The sequence below is a fragment of the Thalassospira sp. SN3W genome (assembly GCF_038070535.1).
GTDB classification, from domain to species: domain Bacteria; phylum Pseudomonadota; class Alphaproteobacteria; order Rhodospirillales; family Thalassospiraceae; genus Thalassospira; species Thalassospira xiamenensis.
Genome location: NZ_CP121124.1, coordinates 3,638,807 through 3,658,661 on the forward strand (window position 1 = coordinate 3,638,807; position 19,855 = coordinate 3,658,661).

At 54.9% G+C, this 19,855-nt stretch carries 17 protein-coding genes; 6 read left to right on the forward strand and 11 right to left on the reverse strand.

The annotated features are described in order from the left end of the window. Positions 1-32: 32 nt before the first annotated feature. Together thiD and P8T57_RS16675 are read left to right on the forward strand one after the other, a co-directional pair. Entirely contained in the window at positions 33-833 is an 801-nt protein-coding gene (thiD, locus tag P8T57_RS16670; RefSeq protein ID WP_341363733.1) for a bifunctional hydroxymethylpyrimidine kinase/phosphomethylpyrimidine kinase, read from the forward strand. Between the two features lie 29 nt (positions 834-862). Further along, positions 863-1,219 carry a hypothetical protein gene (locus tag P8T57_RS16675; RefSeq protein WP_341363734.1) on the forward strand — a complete coding sequence of 119 codons (357 nt, stop codon included), beginning with the start codon at positions 863-865 and terminating at the stop codon, positions 1,217-1,219. 2 nt (positions 1,220-1,221) lie between these two features. On the opposite strand, the gene P8T57_RS16680 is transcribed toward P8T57_RS16675, so the two are convergent. Continuing rightward, on the reverse strand, positions 1,222-2,097 hold the full coding sequence (locus P8T57_RS16680) for an AEC family transporter (RefSeq protein WP_007092121.1): 876 nt from the start codon (positions 2,095-2,097) through the stop codon (positions 1,222-1,224). Between the two features lie 217 nt (positions 2,098-2,314). Between P8T57_RS16680 and P8T57_RS16685 the strand changes: the two genes are divergently transcribed. Further along, positions 2,315-2,959, forward strand: a complete 645-nt coding sequence (locus P8T57_RS16685; protein WP_341363735.1) for an HAD family hydrolase — start codon at positions 2,315-2,317, stop codon at positions 2,957-2,959. A 13-nt stretch (positions 2,960-2,972) separates the two neighbouring features. Here P8T57_RS16685 and P8T57_RS16690 read toward each other — a convergent pair whose 3' ends face one another. After that, positions 2,973-5,036: a tetratricopeptide repeat protein gene (locus P8T57_RS16690; protein WP_341363736.1), complete on the reverse strand. Its 2,064-nt coding sequence runs from the start codon at positions 5,034-5,036 to the stop codon at positions 2,973-2,975. A gap of 501 nt (positions 5,037-5,537) precedes the next feature. On the opposite strand from P8T57_RS16690, the gene ilvD reads away from it, so the two are divergent. Further along, positions 5,538-7,391 carry a dihydroxy-acid dehydratase gene (gene ilvD, locus P8T57_RS16695; RefSeq protein ID WP_341363737.1) on the forward strand — a complete coding sequence of 618 codons (1,854 nt, stop codon included), beginning with the start codon at positions 5,538-5,540 and terminating at the stop codon, positions 7,389-7,391. A 73-nt stretch (positions 7,392-7,464) separates the two neighbouring features. Here the strand turns inward: ilvD and P8T57_RS16700 are convergent, their stop codons facing one another. Both P8T57_RS16700 and ald read right to left on the reverse strand, forming a co-directional pair. Next, positions 7,465-8,130 (reverse strand): LysE family translocator, encoded by a 666-nt coding sequence (locus tag P8T57_RS16700; protein WP_341363738.1) that lies wholly within the window; start codon positions 8,128-8,130, stop codon positions 7,465-7,467. A 131-nt stretch (positions 8,131-8,261) separates the two neighbouring features. Next, on the reverse strand, positions 8,262-9,377 hold the full coding sequence (gene ald / locus P8T57_RS16705) for an alanine dehydrogenase (protein WP_341363739.1): 1,116 nt from the start codon (positions 9,375-9,377) through the stop codon (positions 8,262-8,264). Positions 9,378-9,545: 168 nt separating this feature from the next. Between ald and P8T57_RS16710 the strand changes: the two genes are divergently transcribed. Next, positions 9,546-10,004, forward strand: a complete 459-nt coding sequence (locus P8T57_RS16710; protein WP_007092109.1) for an Lrp/AsnC family transcriptional regulator — start codon at positions 9,546-9,548, stop codon at positions 10,002-10,004. Between the two features lie 48 nt (positions 10,005-10,052). Here P8T57_RS16710 and P8T57_RS16715 read toward each other — a convergent pair whose 3' ends face one another. Continuing rightward, the gene (locus P8T57_RS16715; RefSeq protein WP_114095299.1) at positions 10,053-11,135 is read right to left on the reverse strand and encodes a M48 family metallopeptidase; all 1,083 of its coding nucleotides are present in this window, start codon (positions 11,133-11,135) and stop codon (positions 10,053-10,055) included. Positions 11,136-11,147: 12 nt separating this feature from the next. After that, positions 11,148-12,413 (reverse strand): DUF898 family protein, encoded by a 1,266-nt coding sequence (locus tag P8T57_RS16720; RefSeq protein ID WP_341363740.1) that lies wholly within the window; start codon positions 12,411-12,413, stop codon positions 11,148-11,150. Positions 12,414-12,891: 478 nt separating this feature from the next. On the opposite strand from P8T57_RS16720, the gene P8T57_RS16725 reads away from it, so the two are divergent. Next, a complete protein-coding gene (locus P8T57_RS16725; RefSeq protein WP_007092106.1) occupies positions 12,892-13,605 on the forward strand; it encodes a TetR family transcriptional regulator in 714 nt (237 codons plus the stop codon). A gap of 89 nt (positions 13,606-13,694) precedes the next feature. Here P8T57_RS16725 and P8T57_RS16730 read toward each other — a convergent pair whose 3' ends face one another. The 5 genes from P8T57_RS16730 to P8T57_RS16750 all read right to left on the reverse strand — a co-directional run bounded on the left by P8T57_RS16730 (position 13,695) and on the right by P8T57_RS16750 (position 19,685). After that, positions 13,695-14,534 (reverse strand): ABC transporter permease subunit, encoded by an 840-nt coding sequence (locus P8T57_RS16730; protein WP_007091765.1) that lies wholly within the window; start codon positions 14,532-14,534, stop codon positions 13,695-13,697. Then, positions 14,531-15,460 (reverse strand): ABC transporter permease subunit, encoded by a 930-nt coding sequence (locus P8T57_RS16735; RefSeq protein WP_007091766.1) that lies wholly within the window; start codon positions 15,458-15,460, stop codon positions 14,531-14,533. Before P8T57_RS16735 ends, P8T57_RS16730 begins: the two co-directional genes overlap by 4 nt. After that, positions 15,457-16,617, reverse strand: coding sequence for a polyamine ABC transporter ATP-binding protein (potA, locus tag P8T57_RS16740; protein ID WP_007091767.1), 1,161 nt, complete (start codon positions 16,615-16,617; stop codon positions 15,457-15,459). The genes P8T57_RS16735 and potA overlap by 4 nt, the downstream gene beginning before the upstream one ends. Positions 16,618-17,027: 410 nt before the next feature. Beyond that, complete coding sequence (locus P8T57_RS16745) at positions 17,028-18,131, reverse strand: polyamine ABC transporter substrate-binding protein (protein WP_007091768.1); 1,104 nt, start codon at positions 18,129-18,131, stop codon at positions 17,028-17,030. 204 nt (positions 18,132-18,335) lie between these two features. Next, a complete protein-coding gene (locus P8T57_RS16750) occupies positions 18,336-19,685 on the reverse strand; it encodes a glutamine synthetase family protein (protein WP_007091769.1) in 1,350 nt (449 codons plus the stop codon). Between the last annotated feature and the right edge of the window lie 170 nt (positions 19,686-19,855).

The window sequence follows — 19,855 nt, forward strand, 5'->3', positions numbered from 1 at the left end:
AAGCGAATATCAGAAGTGCTTGGAGGTCGATCATGAAAGGTCGCATATTGATCATTGCCGGTTCGGATTGTTCCGGTGGGGCCGGAATTCAGGCCGACATCAAAACCGTGACTGTTCTGGGTGGATATGCCGCAACCGCGATCACGGCGCTGACGGTGCAAAATACCACCGGTGTTTTTGATGTTCTGGGCATTGATCCGAAACTGATCGTCCATCAGGCCGAAGTCACGATTGATGATATCGGGGCCGATGCGATCAAGACCGGTATGCTGCATAGTGTGCCGGTGATCGAAGCGGTTGCAAAATTCATCCGGGACAAAGCCGCCGATATTCCGATTGTTGTTGATCCGGTGATGATATCGCAAAGCGGATCGCGTCTTTTGAACGAAGACGCGGTTGATGCGCTGATCAAAAACATGGTGCCGCTGGCGACCGTCCTGACCCCGAATATTCCCGAGGCCGAAGTGCTTTCGGGGAGGAAGATTTTGACCGAGGGTGACATGATCGAAGCCGCCCGCAAGATCGGTGAACTGGGGGCCAAGGCGGTGCTGGTCAAGGGCGGCCATGCCGACGGCGAGCGGATTGTTGATATCCTGTGGCGGCATGATGGTGATATCGAAGGGTTTGAGGCGGATCGTATTCCGTCGGAAAACAACCATGGGACGGGTTGTTCGCTTGCCAGTGCGATTGCGACGGGGCTTTCGCAGGGCATGGGGCTTAGCGATGCGGTGGCGCGCGCGCGTGCTTTCGTGCGCGAAGCGATCCGCACGGCCCCTGATTTTGGCAAGGGCAATGGCCCGTTGAACCACGCGCATCCTGTTACTGGTGAATAGTCAGAATACAACCCCCGTCGGGATTTCTAATGGCTTTTAACATTTCACACCGTACGAAGCGCCGGTTGTTCCTGATTGCGATCATCGCATTGGTTGCCGCAACCGTGGCAGAAGAATCAAGGCGTTTCATTGCCGATCAGATCTGGACGGATGATGCCGCACCCTGGGAAAAGGTGACGGCGGTTTATTATCCCGATACGCAGAAACAAACCGATATCCGTATTTCGGATGCAAGGTTTGATGACGTTGCGCAATGCCGCGAACATATTGCCAAGCTGGCAACTGAAAACGGGGATGCGGACCTGCAAAAGGGACGGTCAGAATGTGCCGTCGGGTTTTACCGCGATGGCACGGGCGAGGGTAGTTATCGCCTGATTGTCCAGTAGGTCTAGAGCACGTACCACAGCAGGCCGGGCAGGGCGATGGCGGCAAGGAAGCTTGAACTGATGACCACACCGGCGACTTCTTCGGGTTCGCGGTTGTAAAGCTGGGCAAACAGATAGCAGAACACCGCAACCGGCATCGAACATTGCAGGATGACGACCCCGCGTTCGATCCCGGTAAGCCCCATGGCTTCGGAAAGGCCGACGCCAACCGCAAAGCCCATCACAAGGCGCAGCATGCTAAGTGCGGTGCTGCGCGCGAGGCTAACCGGGCGGAGGCGGGCCAGTGACACACCCAATGTAAACAGCATTAACGGAATGGTGAGCTGCCCGATCAGGTTGGTCGTGTTGTAAAGCCATGCCGGGACTTCGGTATTGGTCGCAAGGAAGCCGGTTGCAATCAGGGTTGCCGGGATGATCGGCATCTTGATGATCGATTTAAGCGAGAAACTGCCCGAAACGAACGCCACCCCGATGGTGAGCTGTAAAACTACGTAAACCGCAAAGAACGCGACCGACAGTGCCAGACCATCCTGCCCGTATGCCAGCATGCAAAGCGGCAGACCGACATTGCCGACATTCGGCCAGGTCAGCGATTGCAGATAGGTCCGCGGGGCCAGTTTGAAAACTTTCAGGATCGGCCAGCCGATCAGAACGAAAATGATGTTCGCGGCAAGGGCGGCAGTACCCATCGATACCAGCGCATCCGCACCAAGATCAACCGTGGCAAGGGCGGCAAAGGTCAGGCAGGGGGTGGCAAAATAGGTGACGATGGATGTCACCAGTCCCGTATCGAAATGTCTGCCGGACCGTGCCCAGATATAACCAAGACCCGTGGTTATGAAAACCGGCGCAAGAATGGCAAAGATATCGGCAAACATGAAATTCAGTATCCCCAGATGGCTTGGCCCCGATGGCCCCCGGGTGAAATTGTCATGACCGATAGTCGCGGGGCAAGCGAATAATGGTAATACCAGTTGGTTTTCCGCATCGCGATAAGTCGACACAAACCTGCGTCGTGAAAACTTGTCATTCCGGATGTTGATGGTGCATGTTAGCCCGTCCATCAGCCCCAGAGACAAAAAGACAGGGTCAGGCATGAGCTCCAGAAAATACGATTTCGTTCACCGCCATTTCATTGATCCGGCTCCGCGCTGGCGCGATCAGCGCCATCCTGTGCCTGCGGTTTTTCTTGATCGTGATGGGGTGGTGAATGAAGAAGTCCATTATCTGTCAAAGATTGACGATCTTGCCCTGATTCCCGGAACCGCCGCAGCCATCAAACAGCTTAATGATGCCGGTATTCCGGTGATGATCGTGACCAACCAGTCGGCGGTGGCGCGGGGCTATCTGACCGAGGCGGGCCTTCGTGACCTGCATGAGGCGATGCTTGCGATGCTGGCGCGTGCGGGGGCATCGGTGCAGGGGATTTATTATTCGCCCTATCATCCCGACGGGGTTGAGGGATATCGCCGCGAAAGCGAATGCCGCAAACCGGGCCCGGCCATGATCCTTGCCGCGGCCGAGGATTTTGTGATTTCGCTGGGCGATAGTGTTCTGATCGGGGATCGGATCAACGATATTCGTGCCGGACGTGCGGCGGGCACCCATGCGGTGATCGTTAAGACCGGGCACGGGGCAAAGGAAACAACCTGGCCCGAGGCGGCAGAGGCGGACTTTATCGCCGATGATTTGCAGGCCGCAGTGACCGAACTGTTCGCGCGCGGTGTTCTGGCGCGCTAGGGCTGCCAGGTGATCATAACGCACACCAGGTTTTCCACATATCCCGGCAGGATTCTTCAAGTTCGCGCGCGGTGGCCGCACCGTTCATGGCCTTGCTGTTTTTCATCCGGTCACGCATGCCGGCCCGAATGGTGGTAAGGGCGTTGATGTCCTGTGTCAGAAGGACGGCCTTTTCGACGTAACCCTTTTGCGTTTCCGCCGCCAGCGCATCGAGCCCGATATCGGATAACAGGCAAAGCCCTGCGCGTGATGCCGGTGTTTCACCTGCCATCGTGACAAACGGAATACCGTGCCACAGCATATCGAAATAGCGCGCGATATCAATCATCGGGAAGGGCGCCAGTCCGATATCGATCCGGGCGTAAAGATCGGGTTTATCTTCGGGGCTGACCGCACCAATCAGATTGACACGATCCGTATGAAGCCCGGCCTGGCGCAGACGATCCAGCATCGTCTTTCTGGCAAAGGCATCGCCCAGAACATTGTCCTGAATGACAAGGCGACTGTTCCTGACCTTGTTTAATATGCGCGCAAAGCAATTCAGGCTGGCGTCACTGATGTTTGATAACCGGTCAAAGCAGCCAAAGGTCACGGCTTCGTCAATTGCGGCTGGAAGCAGGCTGAGCATGGCGGCATCATCCGCGCCAACATAGGCAAAAGGCCCCGATCCCAGATGCTGCACATTTTCACAAAACAGCTTGTTTTCGGCCGGTTTGGCCGGGATCGCGCGATGATGGACAAGGATGTAATCCATCTGACTGATGCCCGTCGTCATTGGTGCGATGCTGGCCTGAACCGGGGCGGCGCGATGGGCGAATACCGTGATCGGTTGATCCGTCACCGGGCCGGTCAGGTCAAACAGGATATCGACCCGGTCCTTCCGGATGCGCTCAGCAATCTGAAGCGGGCTTTGGCCGTAAACCTCGCGCCAGCCATCGGCCATGACCTGCCATGAACGGGTGGTCTGATCCGGGCGCGGGGTGGCCGAATACAGAAACAGTTCGACCTCGTTGCGGTTCAGGTGCCGGGCAACCCCCGCCAGCAGGGCAAAGGAGGCATGTTCGCAAAAATGCGGTGACAGCCAGCCGATGCGAAGCCGTTTATCAATCTGTTTGCTGTTGATAAATTTCGGTTCGGGCATTGTCGGCATGTGGCTTCGCGCCCATTGGCGGGCCTGTTTAAGATATTCGGCCCCGCCGATATCGGGCAGCCTGGCAACCGCTGCCAGAAGGGCTGTGTGGGCATCCGCATTTGCCGGGTGTTTTTCCACAAGCACGGTCAGTTCGGCAATCGCACTTGCGATATCGCCGCACCGCAATTCGATATCAGCAATTTCAAGATCGATTTCGATCCTGCCTTTGGCAAGGCGCTTGGCGGTTTTAAGGATCGCAATCGCCTTGGCATATTCGCCTTGTGCCGATAGGGCCCGCCCCAGCCCATGCAGGGCGGGGACATGACGGGGATCGATGCTGAGCGCGCGTTGATAAAGATTTTGCGCCATACCGGGATATCCAAGGCGCAGCGACACATCACCAACACGGCAAATCATATCGGGGGTGATCCCGGCGGCCTCGGCAGCGCGGTCAAGGGATGCGAGTGCTGCTTCTTCCTGCCCCAATGCGTGCAATGCCTCGCCAAACAGCAAAAGTCCGTCAAAGTGATCGGGTTTCAGGCCCAGCAACCGCCCCAGAAGGTCCACCGTCTGCCCGATATGGCCGCGCGGCATTTCAAGGCGTGCCAGATGATAAAGGGCGGTCGGGAAATCGCCATGATAGCTGATGGCCTGACGGAATTCGTCAATCGCCTTTTCGATCTGCCCGGCCCGTTCCAGTGCAATCGCGAAATTGCACCGCACTGCCGGGTTGGCACCAAGTCGCGGCAGGCAGCTATCAAACAGTTCAAGGGCTTCGCGGTGGCGATCAAGGCTGGTCAGAAGAGTCGCCAGAAGATGTTCGACTTCGGGGTTGCCGGGCGACAGCGACAGCGCACGACGGTAAATCTTCTCGGCCTCGTCAGGACGGTTGCCTTCATGCGCGCTTAGTCCACGCCTGAGCAGGGTCTTGAGATCGGCCGACATCGATATGCTTTACCTCGTAAGATGGACAGTCCTGATTGCTGTCATATCAATCAGCATGCAGAAAAAGGAACGTTCTGTCATTGCTTTAAAGCATTTCGTTCTTTGATCAAAAGGAATGATCGGGCCGGAAAAAGCATAAAAAAAAACCCCGGGCCTGCGACGCAGGCCGGGGCGAGAATGGGAGTGGGAGAATCGCCTGGCGGCGATAATCACCTGTTAAGATATGGATTATGGTCGAGGTCGTCGCCTATCTAATGGGATAGGATTGCGGGTCTTTGGTGTAGGTTCGCCCCCGAGAGGTGATGGAATTCCCGAAACTTAACCCGATGAGTGAAAGTGCTGCCTTGGAAATGGTGGTTATCTTTCAGGTAGCATTCGTTCCATATGGCGCAAAAACACGAAATTTTCGGGCAAAAAACTGTCATTGGGCGCGAAGACTGTGCTAGAACCCCTAAATATGTAACAATGATAAACACCCCGCGAAGATAGAGAGGTTCGACCATGCCGGAATATCGGTCCCGTACAACCACCCATGGCCGCAATATGGCCGGTGCGCGCGGCCTTTGGCGCGCCACGGGCATGAAGGATGAAGACTTTGACAAGCCGATCATTGCGGTCGTCAACAGCTTTACCCAGTTCGTGCCAGGTCACGTTCACCTGAAAGACCTTGGTCAGATGGTGGCCCGCGAAATCGAAGCCGCCGGTGGTGTTGCCAAGGAATTCAATACGATTGCGGTCGATGACGGTATCGCGATGGGCCATGACGGCATGCTTTACAGCCTGCCGTCGCGTGAAATCATTGCGGATTCCGTCGAATATATGGTCAATGCCCATTGCGCGGATGCGATGGTCTGCATTTCCAATTGTGACAAGATCACGCCGGGCATGTTGATGGCCGCGATGCGCCTTAACGTTCCGGCGGTGTTCGTTTCCGGTGGCCCGATGGAGGCCGGGAAGGTCACCATTGATGGCAAGGAACGTCATCTTGACCTTGTTGATGCGATGGTCGAAGCCGCCGATCCGAAAATCTCGGACGAACAGGTTGCGGTTGTCGAACGGTCGGCATGCCCGACCTGCGGTTCGTGCTCCGGCATGTTTACCGCCAATTCAATGAATTGCCTGGCCGAGGCGCTTGGCCTTGCGCTGCCGGGGAATGGTTCGGTGCTGGCGACGCATGCCGCGCGTCAGGAACTGTTCCTTGAAGCGGCGCGCACATCCGTCAAGCTGGCGCGTCGTTATTACGAGGAAGAAGACGTTACCGCGACCCCGCGGGGCATCGCGACGTTCAAGGCCTTTGAAAACGCCATGGCGCTTGATATCGCGATGGGCGGTTCGACCAATACGGTTCTGCATCTGCTGGCGATTGCGCGCGAGGCCGAGGTCAACTTTACCATGGCCGACATGGATCGTCTGTCGCGCCAGATTCCGCATCTGTCGAAGGTTGCGCCCTCGCATCCGCTATATCACATGGAAGACGTTCATCGTGCCGGCGGCATCATGCGTATTCTGGGCGAGCTGGAACGCGGTGGGTTGCTGCATACCGATGTGCCGACGGTTCATAGCAAAACCATGGCCGATGCCCTTGAAAAATGGGACATCCGGCGCACCAAGAACGACGCGGTGCATAAATTCTTCCGCGCCATGCCGGGTGGTATCCCGACCCAGACCGCGTTCAGTCAGGAACGGTATTGGGATGATCTTGACCTTGACGAAAAAGAAGGCTGTATCCGCGATATCGAACATGCCTACAGCAAGGATGGCGGTCTGGCGGTTCTGTTTGGCAATATGGCGGTCAATGGCTGTATCGTTAAAACCGCCGGTGTCGATGCCAGCATCCTGAAATTTACTGGTCCGGCCGTGATCTGTGAAAGCCAGGACGAGGCGGTTGCCAAGGTTCTGGGGGGCGAGGTCAAGGAAGGCGATGTTGTCGTCATCCGTTATGAAGGCCCCAAAGGTGGTCCGGGCATGCAGGAAATGCTGTATCCGACCAGCTATCTGAAATCGATGGGGCTGGGCAAGGCCTGTGCGCTTGTCACCGATGGGCGTTTTTCGGGCGGGACGTCGGGTCTTTCGATTGGCCACGTATCGCCGGAAGCCGCGGCAGGCGGGGATATCGCATTGATCGAGCCGGGCGATATCATCGAAATCGATATTCCGAACCGGTCGATCAGGATTGCGGTTGATGATGCGGTTCTGGCGGCGCGCCGTCAGGAAATGGAAGCCAAGGGCAAGGATGCCTGGAAACCGGCCAAGCCGCGCAAACGCAAGGTGACAACGGCCCTTCGTGCCTATGCCGCGCTTGCAACCAGTGCCGATCAGGGTGCGGTTCGCGATGTGACGCAGGTCGAATTTTAAGTCGTCCAAACCATAACAGCCAAAAAGCCGCCCGGTTCGCCGGGCGGCTTTTTGTTTGGGGTATCAAGAATGATCAGGGTTTGCGAAGCGTGCTGAACCCGTGTGCAAGGCTATGGCCGAGGTTGGGCAGGGCATTGGCGATTGCCTGAACGGCAAAACCGATAAATAAAACCCCGGTGGCGCGCACGATCCAGATTTCGTGGCGCTGATACATCCGGCGCAACACGCCAAGTCCGACAATCCAGATCAGGATCAGATCGGCGACCAGAAACCCGACGGCAGACGCCAGCAACAGCCCCGTCATGCTGTCCCAGCCAAGCGACGCTGCATCCTGTGCCAGAAGGGCTGTGAACATCGCGACCGCAACTGGGTATCCCTTTGGGTTGGTGATCCCGAAAATAATGCCGCGCCGCCACGGGTGGAGGACGGTCATGCTCACCGCACCATCGACCTTGCGCTTTGCCGTCACGGCGCGAATACCAAGCCAGAACAGATAGACCCCGCAAATCATCGCCAGAATATCAAACACCATCGGATCAAGGACGCGTGACCCGATGATCGCCACCAGCGCCAGACTGGCCCACATGATGTCCCCGGCAAAATGTCCAAACAGGAAACCGGCACTTGCCCGGCGGCCCTGTGCGGCACCAATGCCCAGCATCGCCAAAAAGGCCGGGCCGGGTGTCAGGGTATAGATGGCGGCCGCGACCATCGCCCCGATCAGCATCGATATTTCCATGATCATTTCATCCCGAATGTATTTTTCAGCAAGGCTAGCATAGCTCAGGACAACAAACCCCGCCAAAATGATTGGCGGGGTCTGCGTGGGGCAGGGTGACTAGTCCTGCCGGGAGGTTACGCCAAGCCGGTTTACGCCAGCACACGATCAAGGGGCAGGTAATCGTACCCAAGATCACGTGCGACGGCCTCATAGGTGACGCGTCCTTCGTGAACGTTTAGCCCTGCCGCCAGATGCGGGTCGTCCTGGCAGGCTTTTTTCCAGCCCTTGTCGGCAAGGGCAAGGGTGAAGGGCAGGGTCGCGTTGTTGAGCGCAAAGGTCGATGTGCGGGCCACCGCACCGGGCATGTTGGCAACACAGTAATGCACCACGTCATCGACGATATAGGTCGGATCGGCATGGGTGGTGGCTTTGGATGTTTCAAAGCAGCCGCCCTGATCAATCGCGACATCGACAATCACCGAACCCGGCTTCATTTTTGAAAGCTGGTCCTTGTGGATCAGTTTCGGTGCCGCGGCACCGGGGATCAGGACTGCACCGACAACCATGTCGGCATCATAGACCAGTGCCTCGGTATCATCGATGGTGGCATATTGCGTTTTGATGCGCGGGCCAAACACATCGTCAATATAGGTCAGGCGTTTGACATTCTTGTCGAGAATGATGACATCCGCGCCCATGCCCGCGGCAATGCGGGCGGCATTGGTGCCGACAACGCCGCCGCCGATCACAACGACCTTGGCGGGGGCAACACCGGGCACACCGCCTAGCAACATGCCACGTCCGCCATTGGCCTTTTGCAGGGCCGCTGCACCGACCTGCGGTGCCATGCGCCCGGCAACTTCGGACATCGGGGCCAGCAATGGCAGACCACCATTTTTATCGGTAACGGTTTCATAGGCAATCGCCGTCACCCCGGATTTGATCAGACCGGCGGTCTGTTCCGGATCGGGCGCCAGATGAAGGTAGGTAAACAGAAGCTGCCCTTCGCGGAGCTGCTCGTATTCGACTTTCTGCGGTTCCTTGACCTTTACGATCATTTCGGATTTGGCAAAGATTTCGGCCGCGGTATCGACGATTTTTGCGCCGGCGGCGACGTAATCATCGTTGCTGCAACCGATACCGGCACCAGCATTGGTTTCGATGATGACGTCATGCCCGTGGGCCGTGGCTTCACGCACGGAACTCGGGGTCAGGCCGACGCGATATTCATGGTTTTTGATTTCTTTCGGAATGCCAATCAGCATTGTTTCTCTCCCGGACAAACGTGGCGATGATAACGGTTCTCCCGTTTTTAGTTATCTATGCAGGATACCCGAAAATTGTGGCAATTTCCCTTCAATCATCGGTGAGTTTGATGGTATTAATGCTATATAATTTTAAAAAATCCGCTTCAGGCAGGGAGAATATTCGAAATGCAGATGGACGAACGTGACCGGATGATCCTGCGGCTGCTTCAGCGCGACGGTCGTATCAGCAACGCCGAACTGGCCGAAAAGGTCAATTTATCGGCGTCGGCCTGCTTGCGCCGTGTCAGGCTTCTGGAAGAAGCCGGTCTGATTGATCGTTACACGATGCTGCTTAATCCGGCCCGCATCGGCAAACCGGGCAATGCATTCGTCAATATCTCGATCGCGCGCCAGACCCGCGAGGCGCTTGAAACCTTTGAAAAGGAAATCCAGTCGGTCCCGGAAGTCGTGGAATGTTACCTTCTTGCGGGGCAGAGCGACTATCTGGTGCATGTGGTTTACAGCAATACTGCCGACTATGAACGCATCCACAGCGAAGTCCTGACCCAGCTTCCGGGGGTGGAACGGGTCCAGACGATCATCACCCTACGCGAAGTCAAACGCACGACCGAATTGCCGGTCTGATCCTCAAGCGAGGCGGGCAGGTTTATGGCCTGTCCCGTTCCAACGTGGTTAGTCGCAGACCGTTTGCAAGGCTTTCCAGTCCTGCGGATTGATATCAAGCGTACCTGTGATGTCGCTTTGTTCAAACAGGTCGATCCGACCGGTCATTTCCGGGTGCGAGCTTAGGATTTCCGGCAGGAAACTGGCAATTTCGGCATATCTGCTTTCGGTGGAGATTGTGCGAAACAGCTTTGCCGTGCTTTGGGTTTCGATGCTGGCGTCACTCATCAGTTCAAGGGCAAAGTGATCGGCATCGGTTTCCATGTCCCGGGAATAGCTTTGTTCCATGATAAAGCCGACCGGAAGGTCGGCCCCGCCGGTCATCAATCGGACAAGCTGGCCAAGCGCGATGCCTGAAAACAGCTTTTTAAGGCCGTGCTGCATTTCGGTATGGCCGATTTCATGGGCCAGAACGCCAGCCAGAGCTTCGGGATTTTCCGCCTTTTTTATCAGTTCGGAAAATACAATGATCTGCCCGCCGGGCAGGGCAAGGGCGTTTTCGATATCGCTGCGCAGTACGGTGGTTTGGTAGTCATATGTCAGTGCGCCGGTTTGTTCAAAGCGGCCCAGAATGGTGGTGATGACCTTTTGTGCGGGATCGTTGATCGCACACGCACTTGTCCCGTCGCGGTCTTCGCCCATGATCGCCACGATCTGTTCGCGCGCATTGCGTCCCATATCCATTTCCATTGAACGTGGATACACCGCGATGACCAGATCAATCATCAATGGCATGCCCTGCCAGATCAGCAGGGCAATTGCCGCGGAGAAACCGATGATACCAGACGCAAGCCGGACTTTTGCCCTTGTGGCCCCTTCGTCCACGGCAAGTCCGGGCAGGTTTTCGACAATGAAGGCCTTGGAGTGCGGATCGTCAAAAATCAGGCGAAATCCATCATCCTTGCGCTTTCGCAAACGAAGCGGTTTTCCCTTTTCGATCTTTTCACACAGATAAACACTGTCTTTTGACAGCACCTGTTCCCCGCCGTCTGGCAGATACAGGGTAATGTAACGGTCGGATATGCCGACCGTTACATTCGTTGCCAACGATGTTTTACCGTCAAAAAGACGGGCATTGGGCAAGCTGTTCATCAAAATGCCTTGTTAAATCCCGCCCAGATCAAAGGCTTCTGCAAGACCTTCGCCGGTGCGCGGGACGTTCTGTGCATCCGTGTTCTGATGCAGTTCTGCGATGTCACCGTCATATACCAGCGATGAAACATGCAGTGCCAGCATCGGATGGGTCAGCCCGACAAATGTCAGGATGCCGAAGACAGGTGTTGCAAGCAGCATCAGGATAAAGAACGGTGCCAGGATCGCCAGAACCTGTTCCGGTGGCATATAGGATGCCGCGTTATTTGCAAGGATCGAGAATGCGGCAAAACCACCGGTGACCGACAGCAGGGCAACAAAGACAATCCCCGCCAAAACCATCAACAGCAGGAAGCGCAGCAACAGTTTGATATATTGCCCGGTCGCGAGCGTGCTGCCAAATTGCAGGCCTGCAAGGGTGGTGTTTTCGCTTTGATACCGGAAGCACCAAACATGGTACCAGGCCATCCCGAAGACGATCACGAGATACGGAATAAAGGCCAGCGGCACGATATAAAACGGGGAGTGCGTAAGGTTAACCGCCGCCGCAATAATGCCGCCCGATATGGCAATCGCGACCAGACACAGGAGCCAGGTCAGGATCCACTTTTTGAAGGCAGGGCCGAATGTGCCGGTAAAGCGTGCCTGATGGTCGCCGATCCAGGTGTTGTTGGTTTCATAGCGGGTCAGCGTGATAAAACTGAGCGGCATCAGAATGCCCAGCGACAGGATGGCTGCCAAAAAGCTGCCAAAGCCGATCAGGGCATATTTGAAGGACGAACCGCCCAGTTTTCCGCGAATGCCGCGCCAGAAGGTGCGGCTCATGCGATAGCGCGTGGCGCGATAGATCGCGACAAAAATCAGAAACAGAATGACGGCATACATCACGATAATCTGCAATCCCTGCATGGCCGGGGGCAGTTGGGCCGAGATAAAGCCCAGCAGCAGGGACGCGGGGATAAAGATGACCGAGACAATCAGGAAGCCAAGGAAAAGTTCCAACCCGCGACCGGTATATTCCAACGCATCACCATCAATGACGATGTTGCTCCAGATATAGCGGCGCATCCGGGTTTTGGCCCAGAAACGGAATATGCCCAATGTCAGGATGGTCCAAAGCGTGTTCCAGCAGCAAAGTTTCAGAACGTCCTGCCAGCGACCGTGATATTGAATCTGGCCGTTATGGTATTCGGCGTTTTCGCTGTTTTCAGCAATATCTGCCGCCGCCTGAGAGCCACTATTGGCTTCAGGAAGTTCATTTTCGTCGTGTGTGCTCATAGTCCCCTCGGTTCTAAGACCAGTTTCAGGATCAGTGGTGAAAAATGACACCGCTTGTTTTCGCGGATTTTAATCTTCCCCAAGTTTGATTTAACGTGGTTTATCAACAAGATCACCCACTCAAAAGGTTAGGGACGCCTAATCAGGGCCATTTTTGTTACCCGAAGGAACGGGTGGTTGAATGGTTTTGGTATGAAGGCTACCCATCAGGTATTTCGCGCGTGCCGCAATCGGGGCTTCGCAGCCGCAGCGAATCAAATCTGTACAGATTCGCGATTTTTGTTCGCAAATACGTTTCGTGATTGCTGTGTGGTGACTATTGTTCATCTAACGCGCGCTTAAAAAATGCAGGCGAACTGTTTGTTACATCGACGTTTCTTTGATTTTATCTATCGAAAGTCACCGCGCGATTTGACTTTTGAATGAATTAATAGGCATTAATATAAGTTCAGGGAGAATGTTGGGGGAATAATTCTCTATGGAAAACGAATGTCTTGTTCGTGCGCGTAGCCACGAGCAAAAACTGAAACGTAGAAACGATATACTTGTCGCAGCCGAGGCGCTTTATCTTGAGGGGGACGGACAACTGCCATCGGCAGCCGAAGTCGCCAAAAAGGCCAGTCTCGCCAAAGGCACGCTGTATCTTTATTTTTCAAGCAAGGAAGCCCTTTTTCTGGAAGTCCTGCGCGGGTTCCTGAAGGGGTGGTTTGAAAACAACCTTGAAGTGATTGAACAGGAAGCGTTACGCCGTCCCGAAGAACGGGATTCAGCACGTGTTGCACAACAATTCGTGCAGTATCTTGTCAAACGGAAGCAATTCCTGCATCTGGCGTCCCTGTCACAAGGGGTTCTGGAGCAGGGGACGGACGATGAAGCGGTTCTAAGCCATCGAAGATTTATTTCTTCCATGGTGAAACGGACGGCAGATGCCCTGTCCGAGCTGTATGCCATCACGCCAGAGAATGCCAACAAGCTGATGCGGACATCCTATGCATTGGTGATTGGCATGTGGCAGATGTCACAGATTCCGGAACGTGTTGCCGAACTGATGCGTCAGAACGCGCTTGATAATCTGATTATCGATTTCAGTGTGGCAACCGAAGAAGCGGTGGTGTCGTACTGGCGTGTTCTTGCGCCGGGTATGAAATGTCGTGAATTCCTGCGTCAGATGGAAGAACAGAACCGGGCCTGATTTCGGTTTTGCCATCGGCTTTTCAATCAGCATCATAAAAAAAGCAGCACCTTCGCGGGTGCTGCTTTTTTGCATTGGGCGACATGACATCAGGTATCGATTGTCGTCTGGTTCATGGATCGGGTCCGCGCCCGTTCTGACCGCAGGATCAGCAGGCTGGAAATCACGATCATCACCGATACGGCAAGGATGATCAGTGTCGCGAGCGCGTTGATTTCCGGCGAAACACCCAGTCGCACGGATGAGAAAACCTTCATCGGCAGGGTGGTGGAGCCCGGACCGGCGACGAAGCTTGCAATCACCAGATCGTCCAGCGATAGGGTGAAGGAAAGCAACCAACCGGCCAGAAGGGCCGGCAGGATCATGGGCAGGGTAATGACAAAGAAAATCTTTGCCGGTTTGGCGCCAAGGTCCATCGCGGCTTCTTCGACCGAGGTATCCATGCCCGCCAGTCGCGATTGCACAACAACCGCGACATAGGCGGCACAGAAGGTCGTATGTGCGATCACAATCGTGGTTACACCACGCCCGGCTGGCCATCCGATCAACTGTTCAAGGGTGACAAACAGCAATAGCAGGGACAGGCCGGTGATGACTTCGGGCATCACAAGCGGGGCGGCAACCATGCCCGAAAACAGGGTGCGGCTTTTGAACCGTCCGAAACGGGACATGACAAGCCCGGCCGGTGTGCCAACCGCAAGGGCCAGCGTTGCCGACATCACCCCGATCCGAAGGCTGTTCCAGGCGGCATCGATCATGCCGTCATTGGAAAACAGCGATACATACCATTTGAACGAGAAACCGGTCCAGACGGTGACCAGCTTGCCCTCGTTAAACGAATAAATGATCACAAGCAGGATCGGGACATACAGAAATGCAAAGCCGAACACCAAGGCACTGAGAAGGAAAGTCGAACGTTTGCCGGTCATTGTCCGTTTTCCTCCTGCTTGGTCTGAATATGCTGGAACCACATGATCGGTACGACAAGGAACAGCAGCATCGCAATCGCGACCGAGGATGCAATCGGCCAGTCACGGTTGGCAAAGAATTCGTTCCAAAGCGTGCGACCGATCATCAGGGTATTCGGCCCGCCCAGAAGTTCCGGGATGACAAACTCGCCAACGGACGGAATGAACACCAGAAGCGATCCGGCTAGAATGCCGGGCATCGATAGGGGCAGGGTCACCTTCATGAAGGCTTTCCAAGGTCTGCAGCCAAGATCAAGGGCGGCCTCGATCAGGCTGACATCCATTTTTTCCAGCGTGGAATAAAGCGGCAGGATCATGAAGGGCAGGTAAGTATAGACAATGCCGATATAGACCGCGAATTCGGTCTGACGCATGATCAATGGCTCGGAAATAATGCCAAGGTTCAGCAACAGCGCATTGATCAGCCCCTCGCGGTCCAGAATGCCGATCCAGGCATAAACGCGGATCAGGAAGCTGGTCCAGAACGGCAGGATCACCATCATCAGCAGCACACTGCGAAGCGATCCTTGCGCGCGTGCAATGCCATAGGCCATCGGATAACCGATCAGAAGCGTGATCACGGTTGAAATCGCAGCAATCCGGATCGAATTCAGATAGGCCGATATATAAAGACTGTCGCTAAGCAGAAACAGGTAATTGCCGAAATTGATCGTGATATTGACCCCTTCGTCAATCCACGTGAACAGCGCGCTATAGGGCGGCTGGGCATATTCGGCGGTGGCGAAGCTGATTTTCAGAACGATCAGGAACGGGATCAGGAAGAACAGCATCAGCCAGAGATAGGGCAGGCCGATCACAAGGACCCGGCCATGCTTGAGCATCAGGCGATCATAACGTTGTTTCAGGGTTGGCTTGTCACTGCTCATTGATTCAGAACCGAAGCAGCCCCGGCCTCCCACGTTACCCAGACGCGATCTTCCCACGTGTAACGTGGTTCGATATGGCGGCTGGAATTGGGCTCGGTGACCTTGATGCGGAAACCGCTATCAAGGCGTACGTGATAGGTCGAAAGCCCGCCAAGATAACCGATTTCCTCGACCTTGCCAGAAAGGCAATTATATTTCGTATCGGTCGGTTTTTCGGTCAGCAGGCGCAAACGTTCCGGGCGAAGCGCGATCCAAAGTGTCGCCCCTTCGTGGCCCTGAACGGCGTGGTCGATATAAATTTCACCACCGGCATCGTCGGAATGAATGACGGCGTATTTTTCGTCATCATCGACAAGCGTTCCTTCGATCAGGTTGACCTGACCGAGGAAGTTCGCGGTAAAGCGGCTGTTGGGATATTCGTAAAGTTCGAACGGGGTGCCAAGCTGACGGATCACACCTTCATTCATCACCGCAATGCGCGATGCCATTGTCATGGCTTCTTCCTGATCATGGGTGACCATGACAAAGGTGGTGCCGACCTTTTCCTGAATGTTGACCAGTTCGAACTGTGTCTGTTCGCGCAGCTTTTTATCAAGTGCGCCAAGCGGTTCGTCGAGCAGAAGAACCTTTGGCTTTTTGACAAGGGATCGCGCCAGGGCAACACGCTGGCGCTGCCCGCCGGAAAGCTGATGGGGTTTGCGTTTGGCAAACTTGGTCATTTGCACAAGGGCCAGCATATCGGAAACCAGCGTGCGGATTTCCGATTTCGGCAATCCGTCCTGATGCAGGCCAAAGGCCACATTCTGTTCAACTGTCATGTGCGGGAACAGGGCATAGGACTGGAACATCATGTTGGTCGGGCGTTCATAGGCCGGGACGCCTGCCATATCGACACCATCGATGAAGATTTTGCCCGCTGTAGGTTCCTCGAACCCGGCCAGCATCCGCAAAAGGGTTGTTTTGCCGCAGCCCGATCCGCCCAGAAGGGCAAATAATTCATGCCGGTAAATATCAAGCGACACATCATCGACGGCATAAAAGTCGCCGAACTTCTTGGTCACATTCTCGAAACGGATAAACGGGACCGCTTCGGGATTGTTCCAAGGCTGAGTCTTGTGCACATCCTCGTGTGCTTTCTGCAAAGCCCCCTGCGACACCAAGCTTCTCCCCTTGTTTGTTGTCGAGATATACCCAAAACATCGGGCGACATGCCCGGCTATGCATTCGAGCGCGGTTGGCCGAAGCTTGCCGTCCGATGTTTTGGTTCTGCCTGATTAACAGGATGAAGCAATTCCACAATCTGTAAAGAGGGGTGTGCGATATTTCGAACGTTTCGTGGTTGAAATTGCGATAAATGGCGGAAAAGTCAGCAGAGGTGTTCAGAAAATGTGCATTATTGACGGTTTCATCTTCGTTTAGCGCGTCTTTGGCACCCTGCGCAATTTCACGCACGTCATCACGAGTCACAGTTCGCAATGTCAAAAAAGGGGCGCTGCGAACTGTGCAGCGCCCCTTTGGGCATGTCTGGTATTAACCGGACCGATTACTTGATCGATCAATGGATCGATTACTGACCGGTTTTAAGCTTGGTCCACAGACGGGTACGGGTCCGAAGTTCTTTCGAGCCCGGCTCGATCTTGGAACGCAGGCGTTCCTTGACTTCCTGCGACGGGTAAACACCCGGATCGGCTTTCAGATCTTCGTCGATGAATTCCATGGCAGCCTCGTTCGGGCTGGCATATTCGACATAGTTGGCAAGATCGGCACCGACATCGGCGCGCAGGATGTAATCAATGAATTTGTGGGCCAGATCCGGGTTCGGCGCGTCGGCCGGGATCATCATCACGTCAAACCAGATCAGGGTGCCTTCTTTCGGGATCACGTATTTGATCTCGTTGCCATTGCCGGCTTCTTCGGCGCGAAGGGCAGCCTGGCCAACGTCACCCGACCAGCCGATCGATACGCAGACGTTACCATTGGCAAGGTCGTTGATATATTGCGAGCTGTGGAAATAGGTGATGTAGGGACGGATTTTTTCGAGTTCGGCCATTGCGGCTTCGATATCCGCGGTCGACTGTTTGGAATCCGGCTTATCAAGATAGAAGTTGACGAGCGGCACGATTTCGCCCGGATCGTCAAGCATGGTCAGACCGCATTTTGACAGTTTTTCGGCATATTGCGGATCAAAAACCAGCGCCCAGCTATCGAGCGGGGCATCGTCACCCAGAGCTTCCTGAACCTTGGCAACGTTATAGCCAATGCCGTTGGTGCCCCAAAGGTACGGAACAGCGTAATCGTTGTTCGGGTCGTATTTGGCGGTCTGGTTCAGGATCACCTTGTCCAGATTGCCAAAGTTTTCCAGTTTGGATTTGTCGACTTTCTGGAAGATGCCTGCCTGGATTAGGCGCTGTGCATCGGCCAGAGTCGGAACGACAAGGTCATAACCCGAATTGCCAGCCAGCAATTTGGCTTCGACAACCTGGTTGCTGTCATAGACGTCGTAATTGACCTTTACGCCATATTCCTTTTCGAAATTGGCGACGGTTTCTTCGCCGATATAGTCAGACCAGTTATAAACGTTAAGGACTTCCTGTGCCGATGCGCTTGCGGCAAAGCCCGAAAGGGCTGCGGCAAGGACAACCAGGCTGGAAGATTTAAGAAGTGATTTCATTTCGCTGAGCCTCCCATGTGGCAGCGTTTGAAAATTTGAAGGTCCTGTTATTGCTTTCTCCAAGACCCTCATATCCTTCGAATGCCTCAGGTTTTTGTCAAATACAAGATGGATTTTTGGGCATTTTTCGCATCAAGTGAAAAATTAGGCATTCATCATGCAACATTCTTGCGCCAGAGATGATGCCCTGGCGCAAGAATTCAATCAAACGTTCAGCAGAAGGTGTTCACGCTCCCACGCGCTGATCACCGTCTGATAGGCATCCCATTCGGCTTCCTTGACGGCGAGAACGGCGGCCGAAAATTCTTCGCCCAACAGGTCTTTTAGCGGTTTGCACCGATGGAATTTGGCCAGTGCTTCGTGGATGTGACGGGGCAGGGAATGCGCCCGGTCATAACCCGACCCTTCGATCTGGGCGGTCGGATCGACTTCCTCGATAATACCCAGCAGGCCACAGGCAAGCGATGCCGCAATCGCCAGATACGGGTTGGCATCGGCCCCCGGAATGCGGTTTTCGATACGGCGTGCATTGGCCGGGCCGTTCGGCTGACGCAGGCCGACAGTCCGGTTATCAAGTGACCAGTGCATGTTGATCGGGGCATCCGACCAGGGCTGCAAACGGCGATAGCTGTTCATGTTCGGAGCCAGAAGCGGCATGGCAGCAGGCAGATAACGCTGCAAGCCGCCGACATAGTTCAGGAACATCTGCGAGTTATCGCCATTGTCATCGGCAAACAGGTTTTTGCCTGTCTTGATGTCGACGACGCTTTGATGGATATGCATGGCACTGCCCGGATGGTTGCCCATCGGTTTGGCCATGAATGTGCCATAGACCCCGTGCTTGAGCGCGGTTTCACGTAGCGTGCGTTTGAACAGGAAGGCCTGGTCGGCCAGTTCAAGTGGCGCGCCGTGATTGAAGTTCATTTCAAGCTGGGCGGGGCCCGACTCGTGGCTCATGGTATCGGCGTCGATATTCATGGCCTCGCAATAGTCATAAAGGTCTTCGATCAGCGGGTCGAATTCGTTGATCGCATCGATGCCAAAGGCGTTCGATGCCCGTTCCGGTCGGCCCGAACGTCCGATTGGCGGTTCAAGCGGGTTGTCCGGGTCGGTGTTTTTTGCCACCAGATAAAATTCAAGTTCCGGGGCAATGATCGGTTTCATGCCGCGTTCTTCAAAGGCCGCCAGGACACGTTTCAGAACGTGGCGCGGTGAGATCGACACCTCGTCGCCATAAAAATGATAACAGTCGCAAATAATCTGCGCTGTCGGTTCTTCGTACCACGGCACGACGCGAATGGTTTCCGGATCGGGGACCATGACAACGTCTTTTTCCGCCGGGTCCAGAAACGCGTCGGTTTCTTCCGGGTAGCCCCCGGTGACCGTCATGGAAAAAATTGCCTCGGGGATGGCAAGGCTTTTGGCTTCAAGCCCGCGCAAAAACTTTTGCGTTGGCAGAACCTTGCCGCGTGCCACCCCGGACATATCTGGGACAATACATTCGACTTCTTCAATTTTGCGGTCAGAAAGCCACTTTTTGAGATCGGTACTCATGTGTAGTCGGACGCTTTCGCGCCAGTCCTTCAAAATTGCATTTTCTTGCTTTTTCCGGGCGTTTCCCGGTCAAATTCACAAGAAAGGAGGTTTGTCTTCGATGAATTCAGAATGTTTTTTTGTTATTTGCTTCGATATTCGAATTTTGTGCGAGTATTTCGGTGGATAGT

What these genes read in the sequence shown, in the direction of transcription:
- thiD (WP_341363733.1), top strand. Translation starts at nt 33, where the DNA reads ATGAAAGGTCGCATATTGATCATTGCCGGTTCGGATTGTTCCGGTGGG.
- P8T57_RS16675 (WP_341363734.1), top strand. Translation starts at nt 863, where the DNA reads ATGGCTTTTAACATTTCACACCGTACGAAGCGCCGGTTGTTCCTGATT.
- P8T57_RS16680 (WP_007092121.1), bottom strand. Translation starts at nt 2,097, where the DNA reads ATGTTTGCCGATATCTTTGCCATTCTTGCGCCGGTTTTCATAACCACG.
- P8T57_RS16685 (WP_341363735.1), top strand. Translation starts at nt 2,315, where the DNA reads ATGAGCTCCAGAAAATACGATTTCGTTCACCGCCATTTCATTGATCCG.
- P8T57_RS16690 (WP_341363736.1), bottom strand. Translation starts at nt 5,036, where the DNA reads ATGTCGGCCGATCTCAAGACCCTGCTCAGGCGTGGACTAAGCGCGCAT.
- ilvD (WP_341363737.1), top strand. Translation starts at nt 5,538, where the DNA reads ATGCCGGAATATCGGTCCCGTACAACCACCCATGGCCGCAATATGGCC.
- P8T57_RS16700 (WP_341363738.1), bottom strand. Translation starts at nt 8,130, where the DNA reads ATGGAAATATCGATGCTGATCGGGGCGATGGTCGCGGCCGCCATCTAT.
- ald (WP_341363739.1), bottom strand. Translation starts at nt 9,377, where the DNA reads ATGCTGATTGGCATTCCGAAAGAAATCAAAAACCATGAATATCGCGTC.
- P8T57_RS16710 (WP_007092109.1), top strand. Translation starts at nt 9,546, where the DNA reads ATGCAGATGGACGAACGTGACCGGATGATCCTGCGGCTGCTTCAGCGC.
- P8T57_RS16715 (WP_114095299.1), bottom strand. Translation starts at nt 11,135, where the DNA reads ATGAACAGCTTGCCCAATGCCCGTCTTTTTGACGGTAAAACATCGTTG.
- P8T57_RS16720 (WP_341363740.1), bottom strand. Translation starts at nt 12,413, where the DNA reads ATGAGCACACACGACGAAAATGAACTTCCTGAAGCCAATAGTGGCTCT.
- P8T57_RS16725 (WP_007092106.1), top strand. Translation starts at nt 12,892, where the DNA reads ATGGAAAACGAATGTCTTGTTCGTGCGCGTAGCCACGAGCAAAAACTG.
- P8T57_RS16730 (WP_007091765.1), bottom strand. Translation starts at nt 14,534, where the DNA reads ATGACCGGCAAACGTTCGACTTTCCTTCTCAGTGCCTTGGTGTTCGGC.
- P8T57_RS16735 (WP_007091766.1), bottom strand. Translation starts at nt 15,460, where the DNA reads ATGAGCAGTGACAAGCCAACCCTGAAACAACGTTATGATCGCCTGATG.
- P8T57_RS16745 (WP_007091768.1), bottom strand. Translation starts at nt 18,131, where the DNA reads ATGAAATCACTTCTTAAATCTTCCAGCCTGGTTGTCCTTGCCGCAGCC.
- P8T57_RS16750 (WP_007091769.1), bottom strand. Translation starts at nt 19,685, where the DNA reads ATGAGTACCGATCTCAAAAAGTGGCTTTCTGACCGCAAAATTGAAGAA.